Annotated in this window: 22 protein-coding genes, 1 tRNA gene and 1 pseudogene; 11 read left to right on the top strand and 13 right to left on the bottom strand. The window is 63.7% G+C overall.

Annotation, left to right across the window (positions count from 1 at the left end):
* The first annotated feature begins 4 nt into the window (after positions 1 to 4).
* Positions 5 to 889 (top strand): ATP-binding protein, encoded by an 885-nt coding sequence (locus BEK68_RS12370; RefSeq protein ID WP_012436462.1) that lies wholly within the window; start codon positions 5 to 7, stop codon positions 887 to 889.
* Positions 879 to 1328 (top strand): NUDIX domain-containing protein, encoded by a 450-nt coding sequence (locus tag BEK68_RS12365; protein WP_012436461.1) that lies wholly within the window; start codon positions 879 to 881, stop codon positions 1326 to 1328. Before BEK68_RS12370 ends, BEK68_RS12365 begins: the two co-directional genes overlap by 11 nt.
* Here BEK68_RS12365 and BEK68_RS12360 read toward each other — a convergent pair.
* The 9 genes from BEK68_RS12360 to ispB form a co-directional block, all read right to left on the bottom strand.
* Positions 1321 to 1524: a DNA gyrase inhibitor YacG gene (locus BEK68_RS12360; RefSeq protein WP_004633040.1), complete on the bottom strand. Its 204-nt coding sequence runs from the start codon at positions 1522 to 1524 to the stop codon at positions 1321 to 1323. The two genes, BEK68_RS12365 and BEK68_RS12360, sit on opposite strands and share 8 nt — an antisense overlap.
* 8 nt (positions 1525 to 1532) lie before the next feature.
* On the bottom strand, positions 1533 to 2291 hold the full coding sequence (gene zapD / locus BEK68_RS12355; RefSeq protein ID WP_004633038.1) for a cell division protein ZapD: 759 nt from the start codon (positions 2289 to 2291) through the stop codon (positions 1533 to 1535).
* Between the two features lie 135 nt (positions 2292 to 2426).
* The gene (gene coaE / locus BEK68_RS12350) at positions 2427 to 3041 is read right to left on the bottom strand and encodes a dephospho-CoA kinase (RefSeq protein WP_004633035.1); all 615 of its coding nucleotides are present in this window, start codon (positions 3039 to 3041) and stop codon (positions 2427 to 2429) included.
* A 13-nt stretch (positions 3042 to 3054) separates the two neighbouring features.
* On the bottom strand, positions 3055 to 3936 hold the full coding sequence (locus BEK68_RS12345) for a prepilin peptidase (RefSeq protein WP_012436460.1): 882 nt from the start codon (positions 3934 to 3936) through the stop codon (positions 3055 to 3057).
* Between the two features lie 4 nt (positions 3937 to 3940).
* Positions 3941 to 5215, bottom strand: coding sequence for a type II secretion system F family protein (locus BEK68_RS12340; protein ID WP_004633031.1), 1275 nt, complete (start codon positions 5213 to 5215; stop codon positions 3941 to 3943).
* Between the two features lie 44 nt (positions 5216 to 5259).
* On the bottom strand, positions 5260 to 6987 hold the full coding sequence (pilB, locus tag BEK68_RS12335; RefSeq protein ID WP_004633029.1) for a type IV-A pilus assembly ATPase PilB: 1728 nt from the start codon (positions 6985 to 6987) through the stop codon (positions 5260 to 5262).
* Between the two features lie 259 nt (positions 6988 to 7246).
* Entirely contained in the window at positions 7247 to 8521 is a 1275-nt protein-coding gene (locus BEK68_RS12330) for an HlyC/CorC family transporter (protein WP_012436459.1), read from the bottom strand.
* A 169-nt stretch (positions 8522 to 8690) separates the two neighbouring features.
* A tRNA-Pro gene (locus BEK68_RS12325) sits at positions 8691 to 8767 on the bottom strand.
* Positions 8768 to 8793: 26 nt separating this feature from the next.
* Complete coding sequence (gene ispB / locus BEK68_RS12320) at positions 8794 to 9723, bottom strand: octaprenyl diphosphate synthase (protein ID WP_049768047.1); 930 nt, start codon at positions 9721 to 9723, stop codon at positions 8794 to 8796.
* A gap of 337 nt (positions 9724 to 10060) precedes the next feature.
* Here ispB and rplU point away from each other — a divergent pair, with 337 nt between their 5' ends.
* The 4 genes from rplU to proB all read left to right on the top strand — a co-directional run bounded on the left by rplU (position 10061) and on the right by proB (position 13118).
* The gene (rplU, locus tag BEK68_RS12315; protein WP_004633023.1) at positions 10061 to 10372 is read left to right on the top strand and encodes a 50S ribosomal protein L21; all 312 of its coding nucleotides are present in this window, start codon (positions 10061 to 10063) and stop codon (positions 10370 to 10372) included.
* A gap of 37 nt (positions 10373 to 10409) precedes the next feature.
* Positions 10410 to 10670, top strand: coding sequence for a 50S ribosomal protein L27 (gene rpmA / locus BEK68_RS12310; protein ID WP_004633021.1), 261 nt, complete (start codon positions 10410 to 10412; stop codon positions 10668 to 10670).
* A 195-nt stretch (positions 10671 to 10865) separates the two neighbouring features.
* Positions 10866 to 11960: a GTPase ObgE gene (gene obgE, locus BEK68_RS12305; RefSeq protein WP_012436457.1), complete on the top strand. Its 1095-nt coding sequence runs from the start codon at positions 10866 to 10868 to the stop codon at positions 11958 to 11960.
* Between the two features lie 33 nt (positions 11961 to 11993).
* Entirely contained in the window at positions 11994 to 13118 is a 1125-nt protein-coding gene (gene proB / locus BEK68_RS12300; RefSeq protein WP_012436456.1) for a glutamate 5-kinase, read from the top strand.
* 92 nt (positions 13119 to 13210) lie between these two features.
* On the opposite strand, the gene BEK68_RS12295 is transcribed toward proB, so the two are convergent.
* Positions 13211 to 13840 carry a CNP1-like family protein gene (locus tag BEK68_RS12295; RefSeq protein ID WP_012436455.1) on the bottom strand — a complete coding sequence of 210 codons (630 nt, stop codon included), beginning with the start codon at positions 13838 to 13840 and terminating at the stop codon, positions 13211 to 13213.
* 5 nt (positions 13841 to 13845) lie between these two features.
* Positions 13846 to 14553, bottom strand: coding sequence for an RNA pyrophosphohydrolase (locus tag BEK68_RS12290; protein ID WP_012436454.1), 708 nt, complete (start codon positions 14551 to 14553; stop codon positions 13846 to 13848).
* A gap of 220 nt (positions 14554 to 14773) precedes the next feature.
* Here BEK68_RS12290 and BEK68_RS12285 point away from each other — a divergent pair, with 220 nt between their 5' ends.
* The 4 genes and pseudogenes from BEK68_RS12285 to BEK68_RS12270 all read left to right on the top strand — a co-directional run bounded on the left by BEK68_RS12285 (position 14774) and on the right by BEK68_RS12270 (position 18820).
* Complete coding sequence (locus BEK68_RS12285; RefSeq protein ID WP_004633012.1) at positions 14774 to 16498, top strand: proline--tRNA ligase; 1725 nt, start codon at positions 14774 to 14776, stop codon at positions 16496 to 16498.
* Positions 16499 to 16520: 22 nt separating this feature from the next.
* Positions 16521 to 17281, top strand: a pseudogene (locus tag BEK68_RS12280) (lytic transglycosylase domain-containing protein).
* Positions 17282 to 17347: 66 nt separating this feature from the next.
* The gene (locus BEK68_RS12275; RefSeq protein ID WP_012436453.1) at positions 17348 to 18214 is read left to right on the top strand and encodes a 2OG-Fe(II) oxygenase; all 867 of its coding nucleotides are present in this window, start codon (positions 17348 to 17350) and stop codon (positions 18212 to 18214) included.
* A gap of 12 nt (positions 18215 to 18226) precedes the next feature.
* Complete coding sequence (locus BEK68_RS12270) at positions 18227 to 18820, top strand: MarC family protein (RefSeq protein WP_012436452.1); 594 nt, start codon at positions 18227 to 18229, stop codon at positions 18818 to 18820.
* 65 nt (positions 18821 to 18885) lie between these two features.
* On the opposite strand, the gene BEK68_RS12265 is transcribed toward BEK68_RS12270, so the two are convergent.
* A complete protein-coding gene (locus tag BEK68_RS12265; protein ID WP_004633004.1) occupies positions 18886 to 19434 on the bottom strand; it encodes a hypoxanthine-guanine phosphoribosyltransferase in 549 nt (182 codons plus the stop codon).
* Positions 19435 to 19502: 68 nt separating this feature from the next.
* The gene (ffh, locus tag BEK68_RS12260; RefSeq protein ID WP_012436451.1) at positions 19503 to 20918 is read right to left on the bottom strand and encodes a signal recognition particle protein; all 1416 of its coding nucleotides are present in this window, start codon (positions 20916 to 20918) and stop codon (positions 19503 to 19505) included.
* A 174-nt stretch (positions 20919 to 21092) separates the two neighbouring features.
* Here ffh and BEK68_RS12255 point away from each other — a divergent pair, with 174 nt between their 5' ends.
* On the top strand, positions 21093 to 22001 hold the full coding sequence (locus BEK68_RS12255; RefSeq protein WP_012436450.1) for a cytochrome C assembly family protein: 909 nt from the start codon (positions 21093 to 21095) through the stop codon (positions 21999 to 22001).
* The last annotated feature ends 29 nt before the right edge of the window (positions 22002 to 22030 follow it).

Below are 22030 nucleotides of genomic sequence, written 5' to 3'. Positions count from 1 at the left end.
CGCTATGTCGTCCGACCTTTCCGCACGGCTCGACCGCTTTCTCGGGCGGCTTGAGCAATGGCTGCCGCCTGAACTGACCGAAGCTGACTGGAACGAGGCCGTTGCGTTCCGCTGGCGCAAGCGCCAGAGCCTGTTCGGCAACATCGGCTATCTCGCACCGATCCGCCAACTGCCCCCGATCCATCTGAGCGATCTGCACAACATCGAGCGCCAGAAAGACGCCATCGTCGCCAATACGCGCCAGTTCGTGCGCAAGTTGCCGGCCAACAACGTGCTGCTGACGGGCGCACGGGGCACCGGCAAGTCGTCGCTCATCAAGGCGTGCCTGAATGAGTTCGTGAAGGAAGGCCTGCGCTTGGTCGAGGTCGACAAGGACGATCTGGCTGACTTGGGCGATATCGTCGATCAACTCTCGGCGCGCCCCGAGCGCTTCGCGATCTTCTGCGATGACCTTTCGTTCGAAGAGGGCGAGTCGGGCTACAAGGCGCTGAAGTCTGCGCTGGACGGCTCGGTGGCAACGCAGTCAGACAACGTGCTGATCTACGCAACATCGAACCGGCGCCACCTGCTGCCGGAATACATGAAGGACAACGAGACCTATCAGCACACCTCGGACGGCGAAATCCATCCGGGCGAGGTGGTGGAAGAGAAGATCTCGCTGTCGGAGCGGTTTGGGCTGTGGCTGTCGTTCTACCCGCCCAAGCAGGACGAATACCTGACCATCGTCGGCCACTGGCTCAAGTACTTCGGCTGCAGTGACGAGGACATCGCGGCCGCCCGTGGCGACGCGTTGGTATGGGCGCTGGAGCGCGGTTCGCGTTCGGGCCGCGTGGCATGGCAATTCGCCCGCGACTGGGGTGGCAAGCATGGGCGGCACCATGTCGACTGACAACCTGACGCAAGTGCCCCCGACGCACACGCCGGACGGCCGCAAGATCACCGAAGTGGCCGTTGGCGTGCTCGTGCAGCCCGACGGCAAGTTCTTGCTAGCCCAGCGTCCGGAAGGCAAGCCTTACGCGGGCTACTGGGAATTCCCGGGCGGCAAGCTTGAAGCGGGCGAATCGGTCGAGGCTGCGCTCATGCGTGAGTTGAAGGAAGAGCTGGACGTCACGCTGCGCACCTGCGTTCCCTGGCACACCATCGAGCACGACTACCCGCACGCGTACGTGCGCCTGCACTTCTGCAAGGTCACTGCCTGGGACGGCACGTTGCGCGCACTGGAAGGCCAGGATTTCGCTTGGCAGACGCTGCCGATCAGCGTCCATCCGGTGCTGCCGGCAACGTTGCCCGTGTTCGAATGGATGCGCGAGGAAACGACGGTTAGTTGAGCTTGCCGCTCGTATCGTTGCCCGGTGCGTCGGGCAGGTCGTCTTCTTCGACCACGGGGATGGTGTACTGCTCGGCTGCCCACGCGCCCAGGTCGATCTGCTTGCAACGCTCAGAGCAGAAGGGGCGGTAGCGGCTCTCAGGCACCCAAGGCACGGGCTTGCCGCAGCTGGGGCATTTGACGGTCTTCACATTCATGGTGCGGCTCAGAAATTACAGAGCTTCAGCTGGAACGGGATATCCGCGTCGACCGGCTTGGGTCGCAGGTCGCCATCCTGCTGGGTAAAGCGCACCCAGAGCATGTATTTGTTGGCGCTGATCTCGGGAATGAACCCCAGCGCCGACTCATCCAGGCGCACCTGCATCAGTTGGTACACGCGGCCCGACAGCATCTGCTGATAGCTCCCAGCGTTAGCAATCACCTTGCCACTCTGACCCGATTCGCGCAGCAGGCGCAGCACGATCATCGTGGCGTCGCGCAGCGGCACGAGCGGTTGGGCCCATTTGATGATGTCGGCGCGGCGGCGCTCGGCCGGATGATGCTGCCATGCAAAATACGCCGGCAGATCGAATTCACACGTACCACCGGGGATGATGGCGCGGCTGCGGATGCTCGTCAGCCACTCGTTGTCGGCGATGAGTTGGCCGGCCTTGCCATGTGTGGCGGTGAGATTGCCCGAGGCGGTTTCCAGCTCGCTGATGACGGCGTCGAGCGCGTCTTGATCGATCTGCGGATTGGCGCGCAGCGCGGTGAGCGTCTGGCGCTGGCGATCGAGTTCTTTCAGCAGATCGGATTTGAGATCGGCACGCCCGGCCACGTCGACCACTTCGAACAGCGTGGTCAGTGCCACGTGGTGTTGCAGCGGGTGCTCCTGCACGAGAAAGAAATCCAGCCGCTCGAACAGGTCTTCGAGGCGCAGCAGCGTCCGAATGCGTTCGTTGAAGGGATATTCGTACAGGATCAAAACTTGGGTGCCCGGTGTGCTGGCCTGCTGGCATGTGCGGCCCCGAAGCCCATTTGGCCTCGATCTGCCCGCATTCTATGCGAGACCCTCGTTCATCACAATGCAAAGGGCTGTGACGACCGCTTTCAGATCGTTTCAGTTCGACCTGTAGGTTAGGTCCAGACGGTCGATCTGCGGCAGCAAATCCGCCAGCGTACCGCTGTTGTCGATCACGTCGTCGGCGGCGGCAAGGCGGGCTTCGCGTGAAGCCTGGCGGGCGATGATGGCTTCCACTTGCGCGCGCGGCAGCCCGTTCCTGGCCATCACGCGGGCGATCTGCGTGTCAACGGGGCAGTCGACCACCAGAATGCGGTCGACCAGCGAGCGCCAGCTGTGATGCCCGGCCAAGGATTCCACCAGCAGCGGGACGACGTAGACGAGGTACGGATGCGCGCCCGATGCCTGCGCAGCGGCCCCGCGCGACAGCGCAATCTCGCGGATGAGGGGATGCGTGATCTGCTCCAGTCGCGATTTGGCCGTAGCGTCCGAAAAGGCGAGGGCGCGCATGGCGTCGCGGTCCATGGCACCGTCACTGCGTAAGATGCCTGCGCCGAACGTCTCGACCAGCTTGGGGATGGCGGCGCCGCCCGGCGCGGTGATCTCGTGGGCGATGGCGTCGGTGTCAACGATGGCGGCACCGCGCTCCGCAAGGCGATCCGCCACGTAGCTCTTGCCGCTGCCGATGCCGCCGGTCAGGCCGATCACGCGCATGCTGATCATGCCCTTATGGCGCAAGGAGCGGGCCTAGGCCTGCCATCATGAGCAGCTGCGGGCCGGCCAGCAATGCGATCACGCCGGCCCCGGCAATGAACGGTCCGAACGAGAACGGCGATTCGCTCGTCGCGCCGCGCGCAATGCGCACGAGCCCAAACACCAGTCCCACGACGGACGAGAGCAGCACCAGCAACGGCAGCGCCTGCCAGCCGAACCACGCGCCGAGTGCGGCCATCAGCTTGAAGTCGCCGTAGCCCATGCCTTCGCGGCCGCGCAGCAGCTTGTAGGCCCAATAGATCGACCACAGGAACAGGTAACCGGCCATCGCGCCGACGACCGCGTCCTGCAAGTGCGCAAACATGCCGAACAGGTTCACGCCCAGCCCGAGCCACAGCAGCGGCTGGGTGATGGCATCGGGCAACAGTTGCGTATCGGCGTCGATCATGGTGCCGGCGATCAGGAACCACAGCAGGACCGCCGATGCGACCGCCACCCACGTCGGGCCGAAGTGCCACAGGCAGGCCGCGGTCAGCAGACCAGTGACCAGTTCCACAGCGGGATAGCGCCACGAGATGGGCGCCTTGCAGGCACTGCACCGGCCGTGCAGCGCAAGCCAGCTCAACACGGGGATGTTCTCGATCGCTTTGATCTGATGACCACACGACGGGCACGCCGAGCGCGGCACGACCAGGTTGTATGCGTCGGGGTGAGGCAGCGGCTCATCACGCAGTTCTGCGATGTAGTTGGCTTCCTCCCGCTCGATCATGCGCGGCAGACGGTGGATCACCACGTTCAGGAAGCTGCCGACCAGCAAGCCGACCAGCCCGCCTGCGGCAACTACAAACCACGCCGGCAGTTGCGCCAACGTGGGGATGACGAACATCTCAGGCATTGCGTCAGACCACCGTACCAAGCTTGAAGATCGGCAAATACATCGCCACCACCATGCCGCCGATTAGCACGCCGAGGAAGACGATGATGATGGGTTCGATCAGAGTCGAGATGTTGGCGACCGCATCGTCCACCTCGCGCTCGTAGAACTCCGCCACCTTCAGTAGCATGTTGTCCAGGGCGCCGGACTCTTCACCGATCTGCGTCATCTGCAGGACCATGTTGTCGAACACGTGTGTCGCTTGCATGGCGTTGGTGAGACTCGTGCCGATACGTACCGCTTGCTGAACCTCGAGGGTCGCATCATGGTAGATCCAGTTGCCTGCGGCCCCGGCGACCGACTCCATCGACTCCACGAGCGGCGTACCGGCTGCGAACATGGTAGCCAGCGTACGCGTCCAGCGAGCAATGGTTGCCTTGCGGATGATGTCGCCAAAGATGGGAATCTTCAGGATGAAGCGATGCGTCGAACGCTGGACGTTTTCAGATCGCTTGAATGCGCGCGAAAACAGTGCAATGCCGGCGATGGGGCCCAGCACGATCGGTATCCACCACTTGACGAAGAAATCCGATATCGCAATGACGAACAGCGTCGGGGCTGGCAAATCGGCACCGAAACCGGAGAAAACGCCCTTGAACGACGGCACCACAAAGATCATCAGCACCACGGTCACTAGGAAGGCCACCGTCAGCACCGAGATCGGGTAGATCAGGGCCGACTTGATCTGCGCCTTCAGTGCGAGGGACTTTTCCATGTACAGCGAAAGCCGCTCGAGCAGCGCATCCAGAATACCGCCTTGCTCGCCCGCGTCGATCAGGTTGCAGTACAGCGTGTCGAAGTACTTCGGGTGACGGCGGAAGGCTTGCGCCATGCTGCTGCCCGACTCGATATCGACGCGGATTTCCGTCAGCAGTTGCGTGAAGTTCGGGTTGGCGTGGCCCTTTGCGATGATGTCGATCGACTGCAGCAGCGGCACGCCGGCCTTCAGCATGGTCGACAGCTGGCGCGTGAAGTAGGCGATGTCCTTCGGCGTGATCTTCTTGCCGCGGGCCGCGCGGCGGCGCTTGGATTTGGTGATCGACAGGCCTTGCTTGCGCAGGATGGCATTCACCTCGGTGATGCTCTCGGCGCGCATCTCGCCCTTGAAGATCTTGCCTTTCCGATCTTTGCCTTCCCACTCGAAGATGTACTGCGTGGGCGCCTTGGTCTTGGCGGTCTTGCCGGTCGTGCGATTGGGCGCTGCGGCCGCGCGGTTCGCGGCGGGTGCTCGTGTGGCCATGGTTGGTTCCTACCCCCCGGTATGGGAACGATTGATCGAGAAGGTTATTGGTTCGTTGTGGCCAGCACTTCCTCGAGGGAAGTCAGCCCCTGCTTCACTTTTCGCAGGCCCGATTCGCGTAGCGACATCACGCCGTCTTTGCGCGCCTGCTCGGCAATCTGCAGCGCCGTGCCATGCGTGAGAATGATTTCCTGGATCGCCTCGGTAATCGGCATGACCTGGTAGATGCCGACCCGGCCCTTGTAGCCGCTGCCGTTGCAGGTTTCGCAACCGACCGGGTGATACGGCTGCCAGGAGCCGTCGAGGTCCGCTTCGGTAAAACCCGCGTCGAGCAGCGTTTCCTTGGGCAGCGGACCCGGCTTCTTGCAATCCTTGCACAGCCGGCGCCCCAGACGCTGCGCCGTGATCATCAGCACCGACGACGCGATGTTGAACGGCGCCACCCCCATGTTCATCAGGCGGGTCAGTGTGGTCGGTGCGTCGTTGGTGTGCAGCGTGGAAAACACCAGGTGACCGGTCTGCGCAGCCTTGATCGAGATGTCGGCCGTCTCCAGATCTCGGATTTCGCCCACCATGATGATGTCCGGATCCTGCCGCAGGAACGACTTCAGCGCCGCCGCAAAGGTCAGCCCAGCCTTGTCGTTCACGTTGACCTGGTTGATGCCGGGCAACTGGATTTCCGCTGGGTCTTCGGCGGTGGAGATATTGATGTCGCCCTGGTTCAGCCTGTTCAGGAACGTGTACAGCGACACGGTTTTGCCCGATCCGGTTGGCCCCGTCACCAGCACCATGCCGTACGGCCGCTTGATTACGTCGAGCAGCAACTGCTTTTGCTCCGGCTCATAGCCAAGCTGGTCGATATCGAGCCGCTCGGTGGACGACTCCAGAATCCGGATCACGATCTTTTCGCCGAACAGCGTCGGCAGCGTCGACACCCGGAAGTCGATGGCGCGCTCGATCGTCTCTTTGTTGTCCTTGTCCTTGCGGTCTTTCGGGACGGTGATGAGCAGCTTCATGCGGCCGTCTTGCGGCACGCGCTTTTCCGAGATGTCCAGGCGCGAGAGCACCTTGATGCGGGTCGCGATCTTGTCGCGGATATCCAGCGGCGGCTGCGCGACCTGCGCGAGGATGCCGTCGATGCGGAAACGTACGCGGTAAAACGTTTCAAAGGGCTCGAAATGCAAGTCCGATGCGCCGCGCAGCAAGGCTTCGGTAAAGAGCTTCTGCAGGAAGCGCACCACAGGGGCATCGTCGATGCCGTCGGGGGTGGTGCGACGCGTGGCGGCGGCAGCGCCCGCATCGTATTCGATCTGCGTGGCCTCCTGCTTGGGGAAGAGCGACTTGATCTCGGCCGGCGCCTCATTGGCGAGGCTGAGTTGGCGAACCAGCTTGTCGTGTTCGACGATGACCGTTTCGATGGCTACGTTCATCTTCTGACGCAGCTCTTCGATCGGCTTCGGATCGCTCGGGTCGGACGTGGCGAGGATGAGGCGGTTCTCGCGACGGCCCAGCGGCAACAGGCGCAACTGGGCAAAGTGCTTGTTGGCCGACAGCACGGCCGGCACGGTGTCGAGCTTGTACTGCGCAAGGTCGAGCAGCGGCATCTGGTACTTGCCGGCCACAAACACGGCGAGGTCGTGCGCACTCATGATCCCGCTGCCCACCAGTTCGTCGATCAGTTGCGTGCGTTTTTCACGCGCGCTCTGTTCGAGTTGGGTAAGTAGCGTCGGCGCGATCCGCCGGCTCTGCGCTAGAGCAAGTCCGAGTGTCATGAGTCCAGTCCGTCAGGCTGAAGCTGACCATTTCAGCGCGCGCCGGGCCCCACCGCCTCCTGCGCGCGCTCGCCCCCCAAGGCGATTGTTCTATGTTCTGCCGCCGGTACCCCACCCATTCGTGGGGGGTGGTGCCCGGAACCGGGGCAGTTTGCCGACCGCCCCTGCATTTGTAAAGCGCACATCAAAGCGCAGCTTGCATTTGTGCCACATCGGCAGAAAACCGCTCCAACTGAAGCGTTCGGCCTCAGGTGTGGCGTCAACTACGCTTTGGCTGCGGCGGCTGATGCAGTCGCACCGTGCGGATCGACTGACTGTCCATCTGGACGATGTCCATCACGCAGCCCGCGATCTTCACGCTGACCGTCGCCTCGGGAATCTCTTCCAGCTCTTCCAGTAGCAGCCCGTTGAGCGTTTTCGGGCCGTCGGTCGGCAGACTCAGGCCCAGGCGCCGGTTCAGATCGCGCAACGACATTCCCGCATCCGCAAGATAAGTGCCTTCCTTGTCCCACGCCAGCTTGCCGGCGTTGGGCAGCGTGGTGGTGAACTCGCCGATCATCTCTTCGATGATGTCTTCGAGCGTCACCAGCCCAAGCATGTCGCCGTACTCATTGACGATCAGCCCGAGGCGGCGGCGGTTCTCCTGAAAATACTGTAGCTGGCGGAAAACGGGTGTGCCGCTCGGTACGAAATAGGGCTCGGCCAGCAGGCTACGGAAATCGTCGTGCGTGAGTTCGGTGTGCCCCAGAAGTGACAGCGCCTTGCGCACATGCAGGATGCCGATCACCTGATCGCTGTCCTGCTCGAACACCGGAAGCTTGTTGTGATAGCAGGTCTCGAGTTGCTGGACGACCTCTTCGATCGGGCGCGACAGGTCGAGCGATTCCACCCGCGCGCGCGGCGTCATCACGTCGTCCACGGTGATGGCGTCCAGATCGAACAGGTTGAGCAGGATGCTGCGGTGCTTGTGCGGGATGAAGTTGCCCGATTCCAGCACCAGCGTACGCAGTTCCTCGGTCGACATGCGCTGCTCCGGCGCCTTGCGCGTGTTGATGCGCACCAATCTGAGCACACCCATGGCAAACGCGTTGACTACCGCCACCAGCGGCGTCGAAATCTGCAGCAGCGGCTTGATGATGAAGCTGGCGGGAAACGCAACGCGTTCGGGATAGGTCGCGCCCACGATCTTCGGGGCGATCTCGGCGAACACGATGATGAGAAACGCCACGATGGCCGTGGCGATCGACAGCGTCGTTCCGTTGTTGCCAAAGTAGTGGATCGCCAGGGTGGTGATCAGCACCGGCACGGCGGTGTTGATCAGGTTGTTGCCGATCAGGATGAGCGAGAGCAGCTTGTCGGTCTGACCGAGCAACTGCTGCGTATTGCGCGCGCCCGATACGTTGGACTTGGCAAGATGCCGCAGGCGATGGCGGTTGAGCGCCATCATCGCGGTTTCGGAAATCGAGAAGAAGGCGGAGCAGCACAACAGCAGCACGACGGCGCCAATTTGTGCCCAGAGCGGCCAAGAGTCCAAAGCGGGAGGGGAGGGGCAGCGAAGCGCCCACTATAACAGAGGGGTTTGCCCCGCCGTTGCGGGCGCCCGTTGCGCGTGCCGCAACCGTAGTCCCCATCAGATGGCCATTCAGAAACAAAAAAGCCCAGCAATTGCTGGGCTTGATGTCCTTGATCGACAAGGGAATTTCTGGTCGGGGTGAGAGGATTCGAACCTCCGGCCTCTACGTCCCGAACGTAGCGCTCTACCAGGCTAAGCTACACCCCGATGCTTCTTCGCAGATCTCGTGCGTGTCAGGACTGACGTTGCAGCGAGAAAGCACACAAGTCTATCAGTGTCTGGCGGAAAAGGGAAGGGGGTAATGCGTTTGCCGCTGCTTCAGCTGCGGCGGCTTCGCGCTCGGCGGCTTGGCGCGTGTACTCCAGCGCGCCGGAAGCCTGAATGGCAGCGAAGATCGCATCGAAATGTTCCGTGCCGCCTTGCTCGATGGCTTGGCGCACCAGTGCTCGCTGCTCTTCCGTGCCGTTCGATAGCAGGTGGATGAGCGGCAGTGTCGGCTTGCCTTCGCGCAGGTCGTCACCGGCGTTCTTGCCCATCTGGTCAGCGGTGGACGTGTAGTCGAGCAGGTCGTCGACGATCTGGAACGCGGTGCCGATGCGGCGGCCATATTCGGCAGCGGCTTCTTCAGTGGCGGCGTCCGCGTCCGAGAGCACGGCGCCGATCTGGGCAGCTGCCTCGAACAGCTTGGCGGTCTTGTAGCGAATGACCTGGAGGTAGCGCTCTTCCGTCACGTCCGGGTCATGCATGTTCAGCAGTTGCAGGACCTCGCCTTCAGAAATGATGTTGGTTGCGTCGGCCAGGATCTGCATGATGCGCATGCTGTTGGCCTGCACCATCATCTGGAAGGCGCGCGAATACAGGAAATCGCCCACCAGCACGCTTGCCGCGTTGCCGAACACGGCGTTGGCGGTCTTTCGGCCGCGGCGCAGGTCGGATTCGTCAACCACGTCGTCGTGCAGCAGTGTGGCCGTGTGGATGAACTCGACCACGGCGGCCAGTTCGTGCTGATGCTCGCCCTTGTAACCAAGCGCGTTTGCTACCAGCAGCAGGATCACCGGGCGCAGGCGCTTGCCGCCGGCGCTGACGATGTATTCGCCGATCTGATTGATCAGCACCACCTCCGAGCCCAGGCGGCGGCGGATCACGGCATCGACGGCGCGCATGTCTTCAGCGACAGGGGCGAGCAGGACGGAGGCGGAGGTCTGGGTCAAGGCGAATTCCGACAGAAAAGCGTGTGGCTGGTGGTCAACTTGGGCGCGTACGATGCTGCGCAAAAAACCGCGAGATTATAGAGCAACAAGGTGGTTTGCCCGATGGCCCGGCGCACCACGCTTGACGTGGCGGGCGCGTTGCGCGGGCGCAGCACGCCCGTAACGCATTAGCCTTTGATTTGCTTGGGTTTTTCTTGTATAATCACGAGTTCTCTGTGTTCGTTGCCCGCGCATGCGGGCGTCGAGCGGCACAAGAGTCACGTTTTAGTTCTTTTATCGAGGTCCGACAATGTACGCGGTCGTAAAAACCGGCGGTAAGCAATACAAGGTTGCTGCTGGCGAAAAACTGAAAGTAGAACAGATACCGGCGGACGTTGGCGCAGAAATCACGCTTGACCAGGTGCTCGCAGTGGGCGCCGGCGACCAACTCAAGGTTGGTGCGCCGCTGGTGAGCGGGGCTGCCGTCAAAGCCACCGTCATCTCCCACGGTCGTCACGACAAAGTGCACATCTTCAAGATGCGCCGTCGTAAGCACTATCAAAAGCGCCAAGGGCATCGTCAAAATTACACCGAGTTGCGTATCGACTCGATCGTGGCCTAAGGCTGCGTCGTCTACGTAACCGGATAGGAGTTCAGTCATGGCACAGAAAAAAGGCGGCGGTTCCACACGGAACGGCCGCGATTCCGAGTCGAAGCGCCTGGGCGTGAAGGTGTACGGCGGTCAAGCCATCAACGCTGGCGGCATCATCGTCCGCCAACGCGGCACCCGCACACACGCTGGCGTGAATGTGGGCATGGGCAAGGACCACACCCTCTTCGCGCTGGTCGATGGCCACGTGAAGTTCGCCAACCGCGGCGAAGGCAAGAAGCAGTTCGTCGACGTTGTTCCGGCGGCCTGATTCAGCCTTGTAGTGCAAAGGCCCCGCACCCGTGCGGGGCTTTTTCGTTTCTGGCCGTTAACAAAACGCGACCCTGATCCTGGGCGGTACGCTGCGTCTTGGCGCATGTTTCCAGGCGCGTTCTGTTAGCGATGGCGCGAGTGGCGCCGATTTCCTTTTACCTGCCGTGCGCACGCCGCACGGGCGGAGACCTCCATGAAGTTCATCGACGAAGCCCGGATCGAAGTGATCGCTGGTGACGGCGGCAACGGCAGCGCCTCGATGCGCCGCGAGAAATTCGTCCCGTTTGGCGGGCCCGACGGCGGCGACGGTGGGCGTGGCGGCAGCGTGTGGGCCGTGGCTGACCGCAACATCAACACCCTGATCGACTACCGCTTTGCCAAGAAGCATCTCGCGCGCAACGGTGAGAACGGCCGTGGTGCGGACTGCTACGGCGCTGCTGGCGACGACATTACCCTGCGCATGCCGGTGGGCACGGCCATCTACGATGCCGACACGGAAGAGCTGATCGCCGACCTGACGATCGACGGCCAGCGCCTGTGCCTCGCGCAGGGCGGCGAAGGCGGTTGGGGCAACATCCACTTCAAGTCGAGCACTAACCGCGCTCCGCGCCAGAAGACCGACGGGAAGGCCGGTGAGCGTCGCAACCTGCGCCTGGAGTTGAAGGTGCTGGCCGACGTGGGTCTGCTCGGCATGCCGAATGCCGGCAAGTCGACGCTGATCACCGCCATTTCGAACGCGCGCCCGAAGATTGCCGACTACCCGTTCACGACGCTGCACCCGAACCTGGGCGTGGTCCGGACGGGCCCGTCGAAATCGTTCGTGGTGGCCGACATCCCTGGCCTGATCGAAGGCGCAGCGGAAGGCGCCGGTCTGGGTCACCAGTTCCTGCGGCACCTGCAACGCACGCGCGTGCTGCTGCACGTGGTGGATCTCGCCCCGTTCGACGAGAGCGTCGACCCGGTTGCCGAAGCCAAGGCGATCGTCGGCGAGCTGAAGAAATACGACGCTGAACTCTTCGACAAGCCGCGCTGGCTCGTGCTTAACAAGCTCGACATGGTGCCCGAGGACGAACGCGAGGCGCGCGTGAAGGATTTCGTGAAGCGCTTCAAGTGGAAGGGCCCGGTGCACCGGATTTCTGCGTTGACGCACGATGGCACGCAGGCGCTTGTGCACGCGATCCAGGAATACCTCGACGAGCTGCGCGCCGAAGAGGATGCAGCCGCAGCCGCACCCGACCAGCGTCTGGACCCGACACTGCACAACGTCGACCACGACGATCAAGCCTAAACACAACAAACATCCTTCGGAGACGCGCCCACCATGGCCCTGCATTCGCTGATTGCCGATGCGCGCCGCCTTGTCGTCAAGGTCGGTTCCAGCCTGGTTACCAACGACGGCCGTGGCCTCGATCAGGCCGCCATTGCCCGCTGGGCCGCGCAGATCGCGGCGTTACGGGCGGCGGGCAAGGAAGTCGTGCTGGTCAGCTCGGGCGCCATCGCCGAGGGCATGCAGCGCTTGGGCTGGGCCAAGCGCCCGAAGGAAATCCACGAGCTGCAGGCCGCCGCCGCCGTCGGGCAGATGGGGCTGGCGCAGGTGTACGAATCCGAGTTCGCGCGGCACAGCATCCGCACGGCCCAGGTGCTGCTCACGCATGGCGACCTGGCCGATCGCGAGCGCTATCTCAACGCACGCTCCACGCTGCTCACGCTGCTGAGCCTCGGTGTCGTGCCGATCATCAACGAGAACGACACCGTCGTCACCGATGAAATCAAGTTCGGCGACAACGACACGCTTGGCGCGCTTGTCACCAACCTGATCGAAGGCGATGCGCTGATCATCCTGACGGACCAACGCGGCCTGTACACCGCCGACCCGCGCAAGGACCCGGGCGCCCGCTTTGTCGATGAGGCGCAGGCCGGTACGCCGGACCTGGAGCAGATGGCCGGCGGCGCCGGTTCGAGCATCGGCAAGGGCGGCATGCTGACGAAGATTCTGGCGGCCAAGCGGGCGGCCAAATCGGGCGCGCACACCATCATTGCTTCGGGTCGCGAGGCTGATGTGCTTGCGCGACTGGCGAGCGGTGAGGCCATTGGCACGCAACTTCGCGCGCCGACCGGGCGGATGGCGGCACGCAAGCAGTGGATGATTGACCATCTGCAGCTGCGCGGTCGCGTGGTGCTGGATGCCGGTGCGGTCGAGAAACTCACTGCCGGCGGCAAGTCGTTGCTGCCGATCGGCGTGACCGAAGTGCAGGGCGAGTTTGCGCGCGGCGAGGTGATTTCGTGTGTGGATGCGGCGGGGCTGGAAGTTGCCCGCGGGCTGACGAATTATTCATCGGCAGAGGCTCGGCTGATCGCGCGCAAGGCATCTTCCGAGATCGAGGCGGTGCTGGGCTACGTCAGCGCTGCGGAACTGGTGCACCGGGATAACCTAGTGCTGCTCTGATCCAGCCACTCGGCTGAGCATCGATAGAAAAGGCCAACCTTGCGAGGTTGGCCTTTGTGCTTGAGCGCACGCGGTATGCCGGTGTCTGCCCCTCAGGGCCCGAAATACCGCCCACTCTGCCCCAGCCGCTGCACTAGCTTAGAAGCCTTCCCATCTCCCGCTACCGAGCGCACGTCGCAGAAGTACGAGCGCATCAGCGCCGACGCATAGTCCGTCGGCCCGCCATTGCCGACACGCTGCCAATCCGTGGCGGGCTTGTAGGCGTTCATGCTGGCGGACTCGGTATTCGCCGTTTCGTTCATGTCGACCGCGCGGTTACCGATCCACTGGTTGGTATCGTTGCGCAGCGTTGCATAGATGCGCCGCTCGGCTGTGTCGCAGCGCAGGCCTTCGTAGTTCACGTTGCGCGCGCCGGTCTTGCTGGTGATCAGCACGGTGTAGCGCACCACGTTGTCCTTGCCGATCGACACCGATTTCGGATCGATGGCGAAGCGCAGCGGCGAGTCGCTTCGGCCGCCCACATCGAATGGCACGGCATCACGATCGACTGGCGGGGCCGGGAAGGTGACGGCGTCTTCCTTGAAGGGCTTGTCGTTGAACGGGTCCATCAACAGCTTGTCTTCGAGGTCGCCGGTGCGGTTATGGCCACATGCCGTCAGCGCCAGCGCAGCCGCCAGCGCGAGCGGCACGAGAGCGCGGCGCGCTCCACGTGTCGTCGTCATCAGATTCACGAATTGTCCTTGGGAGCCGTGTCGTCAGGGTTGGGGGAGGAGGGGGTCGGCGCGGATACGCTCACCGTCTCGACGATGACCGTCGTGGTGGTGACGGTCAGGGCCGGCTGGGCGTGCTGTTCGTTCCGGCCGCCCTGGTCGCTGGAGCGTTCGCGGCTATCGCGCGCGTCGCGTCCGTCGCGCTCTCGGTGCTGGCCGCCGCGCCCGTAGGGCGAGAGCGGCGCGCGGGTCTGACGCTGCACGAAGCGCGAAAGCTCCGACAGCGCCAGCTGATACACCTCGCGCTTGAACTCGATGACGGCTTCGAGCGGCACCCAGTACTGGCTCCACCGCCAAGCATCGAATTCCGGATGCTCGGTAGCACGCAGTTGGATGTCGCAGTCGCGACCGACCATGCGCAGCAGGAACCAGATCTGTTTCTGGCCCCGATAGTGGCCGCGTATTTCGCGGCGGATGAACTTGTCCGGCACCTCATACCGCAGCCAGTCGCGCGTGCGACCGACGATCCGGACGTGTTCTGGCAACAGGCCGACTTCTTCGTGCAGTTCGCGGAACATCGCTTGTTCGGGCGTTTCGCCGTATTTGATGCCGCCTTGTGGAAACTGCCAGGAGTGCTCGCCAATGCGCTTGCCCCAGAACACCTCGTTTCTTGCGTTGATGAGGATGATGCCGACGTTCGGGCGGAAGCCTTCACGATCGAGCATGACTGCACCTCGAATACTTTAGAATTACGCCGATTATAGAGCGGCCCGTCGCTCGGCTGTCACAGAAGCCGAAATGTTGCCGCTCACTCGCGCCTCCTGGGGGAGGGGTGCCGATTGCGCGAATGTGCGCCTGGCGCCTCGTCTCATCTCCTGATTCCGGTGGCTTTTGCCCTTGTTTTCGCGGCTTTGGTTGGTCGCGTCATCCCTTATTGTCAGTCGCATGAAAGCGTCCCAATTCTTCATTTCCACGCTCAAGGAAGCGCCCGCTGACGCGGAGATCGTCTCGCACAAGTTGATGATGCGTGCCGGCATGATCAAGAAGCTTGGCGCGGGCCTCTATACGTACATGCCCGTGGGTCTGCGCGTGATCCGCAAGGTCGAGCAGATCGTGCGTGAGGAAATGAATGCCGCCGGCGCGGTGGAGGTGCTGATGCCGGTGGTGCAGCCGGGCGAGCTGTGGCAGGAGACCGGCCGCTGGGACAAGATGGGCGACGAGCTGCTGCGCTTCAAGGATCGCCACGAGCGCGACTTCGTCATGCAGCCGACGTCGGAGGAGGTGGTGACCGACATCGCCCGCACTGAAATTCGCTCGTACAAGCAGCTGCCCGTCAATTTCTACCAGATCCAGACCAAGTTCCGCGACGAGCGCCGCCCGCGTTTCGGCATCATGCGCGGCCGCGAATTCACGATGAAGGACGCGTACTCCTTCGACCGCGACGCCGAGGGCCTGAAGGTGTCGTACCAGAAGATGTACGACGCGTACACGCGCATCTTCCAGCGCTTTGGCCTGGAATTCCGCGCCGTGGCGGCCGATAACGGCGCGATTGGCGGATCGGGCTCGCACGAATTCCACGTGATTGCCGACACGGGCGAAGACGCCATCATCTACTGCCCGGATTCGGACTACGCCGCGAACATCGAGGCTGCTGAAGCCGTCGCCCCGGCCGCACCGCGTGCCGCTGCCACCGAAGCGCTCACCAAGACGCATACGCCCGGCCGCGCCAAGTGCGAGGCCGTGGCCGAGCAACTGGGTATTCCGCTGCAGCGCACGATCAAATCCATCGTGCTGGCCACCGAAGTCGAGGGCGGCGAGCCCCAGATTTGGTTGCTGCTGCTGCGCGGCGACCATGAACTCAACGAGGTCAAGGCATCGAAGGTGCCGGGCCTTGCCGACTTCCGCTTTGCCACCGAAGGCGAAATCCTGCGTGCGTTCGGCACGCGGCCGGGCTATTTGGGTCCGGTCGGCACGAAGCTGCCCGTGAAGGTGGTGGCCGATCGCACGGCGGCCGCGATGAGCGATTTCGTGGTCGGCGCCAACGAAGAGGACTACCACTTCACTGGCGTGAACTGGGGCCGCGATCTGCCCGAGCCGGAGGTCTACGACCTGCGCAATGTGGTGGCAGGCGACGCCTCGCCGGACGGCAAGGGCACGCTGGCGATCTGCCGCGGCATCGAAGTCGGTCACGTCTTCATGCTGGGCACGCGCTACTCCGAGGCGATGAATGCGACGTTCCTCGATGAGAACGGGAAGACGCAGCCGATGGTGATGGGCTGCTACGGCATCGGCATCACGCGCATCCTGGGTGCGGCCATCGAGCAGAACTACGATGCGCGCGGGATCATCTGGCCGGCATCGATCGCGCCGTTCCAGGTGGTGATCTGCCCCGTGGGCTACGACCGGTCCGACGCCGTGCGCGAGGAAGCCGACCGCCTGCACGCCGAGCTGGTCGCCGCCGGCATCGACGTGATGTTGGACGACCGCGGCGAGCGCCCCGGCGCGATGTTCGCCGACTGGGAGCTGATCGGCGTGCCGTTCCGCGTGGTGGTGGGTGACCGCGGCCTGAAGGAAGGCAAGCTGGAATTCCAGGGCCGCCGAGACGAAGCCGCCACCGCCGTGGCGCCCGCCGACGTGCTGGCTACGCTGAAGGCGCGTCTCGCACAATAACGCAACAACCGGACCGACCCGCATGCGCCGCTTGTCTTCCGCCCGCCTGATCGTCACTGCGCTGTGCGCGGGGACGTTGCTCGCGGGCACGCAGCTGGCGTGGGCGGCGCCCAGAAAGAGGAATACCTGGCGGACTCCGTGCGCAGCGCGCTGTCTGCCGCGGTGGCCGACAGCCGTCCGCTGCGCCCGGTCTTTGCCAGCAACGACGAGCAACTCGGCTACCTGCGCTGGCTGGCGGAGATGTCGGTGCGCATGTCGGGCAAGATCCCGCAGGCGTCGGTACGCGTCGAACTGATCGAGACGGCGTATTACGAGGCCAAGCGTGCTGGCCTGGACCCGGCGCTGGTGCTCGGGCTCATCCAGGTGGAAAGCGGCTTTCGCAAGTACGCCATCAGCAGTGCCGGGGCGATGGGCCTGATGCAGGTGATGCCGTTCTGGACCCGCAGCATCGGCGACAACGACTCGCGCAAGCTCTTCCACCTGCAGAGCAACCTGCGCTACGGCTGCACGATCCTGCGTCATTACCTCGACATGGAAGGCGGCAATCTGTACCTGGCGCTTGGCCGCTACAACGGCAGCCGCGGTCAGCCGCAGTATCCGAATGCCGTGCTGGCGGCCTGGAAGCGTTGGCAATATCAGGAGTCGAGCGCGATGACGGTGTCGGCGCCGGTGCCTGCCGAGCCCGCTGTGCCCACGCCGCGTGCCAAGGCGCTGCCGGAAGTGCCGGCGCGCAATCCGTTCTCGCCGCTGCGTATTGCTGGCGGTCCGGCTGGCGGTTCGTGATCTTCCGCCGGCGAACGGTCGGCCTACAATAGGGCCATTTCTCGCTCGCCCGCATCTCCATCCCGCATGTCCACCACCCAACCGTACGCGACGATGTCTGACGCGCTGCGCGACTGGCTGCAGCGTCACGTGACCGAAGGCTTTGAGGCCGAATCCCTGGTGGCTTCGATGGTGCAATCCGGCTACGACCGTGCCTTCGCGCGCCGTGTCGTCGATGAGGCGCTGACTGCGCGCGCGCCCGCCCCGATTGTGGCGCCCGCTCCGACCTCCGCTGCCGACCAGGCGGTCGAAAACAGCAACGCTGTGCATACCGCCGATGGCGACATCCCCATCCTGTTTGCGATCGAGACGCCGCGCATCGTGCTGTTCCAGCACTTTCTGTCGGACGCCGAGTGTGACGAGCTGATCGCGATCGGGCGCAATCGCCTGAAGCGTTCGCCCGTCGTGAACCCCGATACGGGCGAGGAAAATTTGATCTCGGCCCGGACCAGCCAAGGCGGGATGTTCCAGGTCGGCGAGCATCCGCTGATCGCCAAGATCGAAGTGCGTATCGCGCAGGCCGTGGGCGTGCCGGTCGAACACGGCGAGGGCTTCCAGGTGCTGAACTACCAGCCCGGCGGCGAATACCAGCCGCACTTCGATTTCTTCAACCCCGGGCGCAGCGGCGAGGCACGCCAGCTTGAAGTGGGCGGTCAGCGCGTGGCGACCATGGTCATCTACCTGAACAGCGTGCAGGCCGGCGGTGCCACGGGCTTTCCGAAGCTCGGGCTGGAGGTGGCGCCGGTCAAGGGCAACGCCGTCTTCTTCGTCTACAAGCGGCCCGACGGCACGCTGGACGAGGACACGCTGCATGCCGGCCTGCCGGTCGAGCGTGGTGAGAAGTGGATCGCCACCAAATGGCTGCGTGAACGTCCCTATCGTCGCGGCGCCTGAGCGACGTCGGCGATGGAATACACGTTTCTCTCGGCGACCGTTCTGCTGGTGCTGATCACCGATCCGCTCGGCAACATTCCGATCTTCATCTCGGCGCTGCGGCCGGTCGCTCCCGAGCGCCGCAACCGCGTCGTGCTGCGCGAGGTCGGCATTGCGTTCGTGCTGCTGCTCGTCTTCATGTTCTTCGGCGAGAGCTTCCTGCGCATGATGAGCCTGACCGACATGTCGCTGCAGATTGCAGGCGGCATCGTGCTGTTCCTGATCGCGCTGCGGATGATCTTCCCGCGTGAAGGTGCTGCCGAGTCGCAGCCCACAGGCGAGCCCTTCATCGTGCCGCTGGCGATTCCGGCCATCGCGGGGCCGTCGGCGATGGCCACGGTGATGCTGCTGGTGTCACAGGCGCCCGGGCGCATGTGGACGTGGGTCGGCTCGCTATGCGCGACGATGGCCGTGTGCGCGGTGGTGCTGCTGAGCGCCACGCATATCCAGCGCCTGGTAGGGGAGCGTACGGTGATGGCGTTCGAGCGGCTGATGGGGCTGATCCTGGTGGCGATCTCGGTGGAGATGCTGCTCAAGGGCATCCGCACATTCGCGCATCAACTCTGAACCACGCGCGGGCAACAAAAAAGGGCGACTGAGGTGTCGCCCTTTTTGTTTGCTGCGGTGCTGCCTCAGGTGTTCTTGAGCGCGCGGATGGTCGGCAGGTTGCGCCAGTAGCCCTTGGCGTCCATTCCGCAGCCGAACACGTAGCGGTCAGGCACGTTGAAGCCGCAGAAGTCAGGGTGCAGCGGCTTCGATTTGGCGAGCGTCTTCTCGCAGAGCACGGCGGAATAGAACTCCGCGGCACCCATGTCGATGATGCGCGAGCGGATGGCGGCCATCGTCTCGCCTTCGTCGAGGATGTCGTCGAGCACCAGCACCGTGCGGCCCTTGACCGACTCGCGCGGCGCCACGCGCCACTGCATCTCGCCGCCCACCGTCTTGTTGTTGTAGCGGGAGAGGTGGATGTAGTCGAACTCCAGCGGGAAGGCCAGCTTGGGCAGCAGCATGCCGGTAAAGACCGCCGCGCCGCCCATCACGGACAGCACCATCGGGAACGTGTCGCCGATCTTCTCGGTGATCTCTTCGGCCATGCGGTCCAGCGAGCCGCGCACGGCGTCTTCGCTGACGATTTCTTCGGAGTTGGCCCAGAGTTCGCGGGCCTGTTCTGCGCTCAGCATCTTTTCGGTTCGGTGAAACGGTTCGGTGTGTCGATCAAAAGTGCGATTCAGGAGGGGGGGGAGCCCGCTCAGCGGCCGCCGAGCAGCCCCTTCATGCCGCCTTTCATGCCGCCCATGGCGCGCATCATCTTCATCATGCCGCCGCCTTTGAGCTTTTTCATCATGCCTTGCATCTGCTCGAATTGGTTGAGCAGACGGTTGACTTCCTGCACCTGCACGCCCGCCCCGGCGGCAATGCGGCGCTTGCGGCTTGCCTTGATGAGCTCAGGCTTGGCGCGCTCGGCAGCCGTCATGCTGTTGATGATGCCTTCCATGCGGCGGACCTGCTTTTCGGCCTGGTCCATGTTGGCGCCCTGGGCCTGTTGTGCGAACTGCGCAGGCAGTTTGTCCATCAGGCCGCCCAGACCGCCCATCTTCTTCATCTGGCCGATCTGCGCCTTGAAGTCTTCGAGGTCGAAGCCGCCGGTCTTTTTGATCTTGGCCGCAAGCTTCTGCGCCTCTTCCATGTCGACACCGCGCTGGGCTTCTTCCACCAGCGCGAGAATGTCGCCCATGCCCAGAATCCGCTGGGCCATGCGGTCGGGGTAGAACGGCTCCAGCCCGTCGAGCTTTTCGGCCACACCGACGAACTTGATCGGCTTGCCCGTGATGTGACGCACCGACAGCGCCGCGCCACCGCGCGCATCGCCGTCGAGCTTGGTCAGGACCACGCCGGTCAGAGGCAGGGTGTCGTTGAAGGCCTTGGCGGTGTTGACGGCATCCTGGCCGAGCATCGCATCGACCACAAACAGCGTTTCGGCCGGCTTGAGCTTGGCGTGCAGCGCGGCGATCTCCTGCATCATCGCCTCGTCGATACCGAGGCGGCCGGCCGTATCGACGATCAGCACATCGTGGTAGTGCTTCTTGGCCCAGTCCAGTGCGGCGGCGGCAATGTCCACCGGCTTCTGGTCGGGCTGCGAGGGAAAGAAGTCCGCGCCAACCTGCTCGGAAACGGTCTTCAACTGCGCGATGGCGGCAGGGCGATACACGTCGCACGACACCGTCAGCACTTTCTTTTTCTTGTTCTCTTTGAGCCACTTGGCGAGCTTGCCGACCGTGGTGGTCTTGCCCGCGCCTTGCAGGCCAGCCATCAGGATGATCGCGGGCGGCGTGACGTTGAGGTTCAGCTCGGCGGCGCGGCCGCCCATGATGTTGCTGCCGACGCCTTCCAGCGCTTCCTGGCCGCCGATGATGGCCGTCAGCTCGCGCTGCACGATGCCGACCAGCGCCTGGCCCGGCGAAAGGCTTGTGATGACGTCTTCGCCGAGCGCCTTTTCCTTGACGCGGGCAATGAATTCGCGCACGACCGGCAGCGCCACGTCGGCTTCGAGCAGCGCCATGCGAACTTCGCGCAGCATCTCGGCGGTGTTGGCTTCGGTCAGGCGCGCTTCGCCGCGCATGGTCTTGACCACGCGCGCGAGCCGTTGGGTCAGGTTATCCAGCATGACAGTGACAGGAATCCGGAATTGGGGACGGGATGAAGAGGCGGCCGGGGCGCGTTTGGTTCGCACCGGCTGGGAATGTGTTCAATGCGCGCATGTTGCGTTGCCGCCCAACGAGGCTTTCGGCGGGGGGCGGGCCCCAGCCAAAACTGGGGTGCGCTGCGGTAAACTGTGCAAATGGCAATTGTACTGTATGCGCTGACGGCGCTTCTCTACGGCATCCTCGCTTCGGTAGCGTGGGCGCGACGCGGTGGACTGGGTGCCCGGGCGCCGGCGGGAGCCATGGCGGCAGGCGGTCAGTCGCCGGGTGCCACGGTGCTCGTTCCGCCGCCTCCGGGGGCTGCTGACACTGTCCCGGGCTGGTGGCGCTGGGGTCTGCTGGCCGCCTTGATCGCGCACGGGTTCCTGCTGCACGAGACGATCTTCCCGGCCAGCGCCATGATATTTGGCTTTGCCTATGCGCTGTCGGCCATGCTGTGGCTGGGCGTGGGCATTTTCTGGATCGAAAGCCTCTTCTTCTCGCTGGCCGGCCTCGGCTTGCTCGTGATGCCAGTGGCGCTGGTCGGAAGTCTGCTGCCATTGGCCTTTCCGGGCACGCAAATTCTCGGCTATGCGGCCAGCCCCCTGTTCAAGCTGCACTTCGCTATTGCCAACGTCGCCTACGGGCTGTTCACGCTAGCGGCATTCCACGCGATCCTCATGCTGGCTGCAGAGCGCCGCCTGCACACCATCAACCGCCCGGAGGCAAGCGGGTTCGGCCGTTGGCTGGATCTGCTGCCGCCGCTGCTCACGCTCGAAAAACTGCTGTTCCGGCTGATCGGGGCGGGCTTCGTTCTGCTGACGCTGACGATCGCCTCGGGCGTGCTGTTCTCCGAGCAGCTGTTTCACAGCGCTTTCCATTTCGATCACAAGAATATCTTTGCCGTGCTGTCGTGGGTGATGTTCGGCGGCATTCTGATCGGTCGGCGTTTTCGCGGCTGGCGCGGACGCGTGGCGCTGCGCTGGGTGATGGCGGCCTTCGCGATCCTGATGCTGGCGTACGTGGGCAGCCGCTTCGTGCTCGAAGTCATCCTGCATCGCGCCTAGTGCGTTCCTGGCGCCTGCGCCGTTACTTG

The sequence above is a fragment of the Ralstonia pickettii genome, from assembly GCF_001699815.1.
GTDB lineage: Bacteria > Pseudomonadota > Gammaproteobacteria > Burkholderiales > Burkholderiaceae > Ralstonia > Ralstonia thomasii.
Note: the sequence above shows the minus strand (reverse complement) of the source record. Positions and strands in the feature narration are given on the sequence as shown.

Excerpts from the sequence above, each read along its gene's own strand:
- pilB (WP_004633029.1), bottom strand. The coding sequence starts at position 6,987 with ATGACACTCGGACTTGCTCTAGCGCAGAGCCGGCGGATCGCGCCGACG.
- BEK68_RS12360 (WP_004633040.1), bottom strand. The coding sequence starts at position 1,524 with ATGAATGTGAAGACCGTCAAATGCCCCAGCTGCGGCAAGCCCGTGCCT.
- BEK68_RS12255 (WP_012436450.1), top strand. The coding sequence starts at position 21,093 with ATGGCAATTGTACTGTATGCGCTGACGGCGCTTCTCTACGGCATCCTC.
- BEK68_RS12275 (WP_012436453.1), top strand. The coding sequence starts at position 17,348 with ATGTCCACCACCCAACCGTACGCGACGATGTCTGACGCGCTGCGCGAC.
- coaE (WP_004633035.1), bottom strand. The coding sequence starts at position 3,041 with ATGCGCGTGATCGGCCTGACCGGCGGCATCGGCAGCGGCAAGAGCTAC.
- ispB (WP_049768047.1), bottom strand. The coding sequence starts at position 9,723 with ATGCGCGCCGTCGATGCCGTGATCCGCCGCCGCCTGGGCTCGGAGGTG.
- BEK68_RS12270 (WP_012436452.1), top strand. The coding sequence starts at position 18,227 with ATGGAATACACGTTTCTCTCGGCGACCGTTCTGCTGGTGCTGATCACC.
- rplU (WP_004633023.1), top strand. The coding sequence starts at position 10,061 with ATGTACGCGGTCGTAAAAACCGGCGGTAAGCAATACAAGGTTGCTGCT.
- BEK68_RS12285 (WP_004633012.1), top strand. The coding sequence starts at position 14,774 with ATGAAAGCGTCCCAATTCTTCATTTCCACGCTCAAGGAAGCGCCCGCT.
- ffh (WP_012436451.1), bottom strand. The coding sequence starts at position 20,918 with ATGCTGGATAACCTGACCCAACGGCTCGCGCGCGTGGTCAAGACCATG.
- BEK68_RS12290 (WP_012436454.1), bottom strand. The coding sequence starts at position 14,553 with ATGCTCGATCGTGAAGGCTTCCGCCCGAACGTCGGCATCATCCTCATC.
- obgE (WP_012436457.1), top strand. The coding sequence starts at position 10,866 with ATGAAGTTCATCGACGAAGCCCGGATCGAAGTGATCGCTGGTGACGGC.
- BEK68_RS12340 (WP_004633031.1), bottom strand. The coding sequence starts at position 5,215 with ATGGCCACACGAGCACCCGCCGCGAACCGCGCGGCCGCAGCGCCCAAT.
- BEK68_RS12365 (WP_012436461.1), top strand. The coding sequence starts at position 879 with ATGTCGACTGACAACCTGACGCAAGTGCCCCCGACGCACACGCCGGAC.
- proB (WP_012436456.1), top strand. The coding sequence starts at position 11,994 with ATGGCCCTGCATTCGCTGATTGCCGATGCGCGCCGCCTTGTCGTCAAG.
- BEK68_RS12295 (WP_012436455.1), bottom strand. The coding sequence starts at position 13,840 with ATGACGACGACACGTGGAGCGCGCCGCGCTCTCGTGCCGCTCGCGCTG.
- rpmA (WP_004633021.1), top strand. The coding sequence starts at position 10,410 with ATGGCACAGAAAAAAGGCGGCGGTTCCACACGGAACGGCCGCGATTCC.
- BEK68_RS12265 (WP_004633004.1), bottom strand. The coding sequence starts at position 19,434 with ATGCTGAGCGCAGAACAGGCCCGCGAACTCTGGGCCAACTCCGAAGAA.
- BEK68_RS12345 (WP_012436460.1), bottom strand. The coding sequence starts at position 3,936 with ATGCCTGAGATGTTCGTCATCCCCACGTTGGCGCAACTGCCGGCGTGG.
- BEK68_RS12370 (WP_012436462.1), top strand. The coding sequence starts at position 5 with ATGTCGTCCGACCTTTCCGCACGGCTCGACCGCTTTCTCGGGCGGCTT.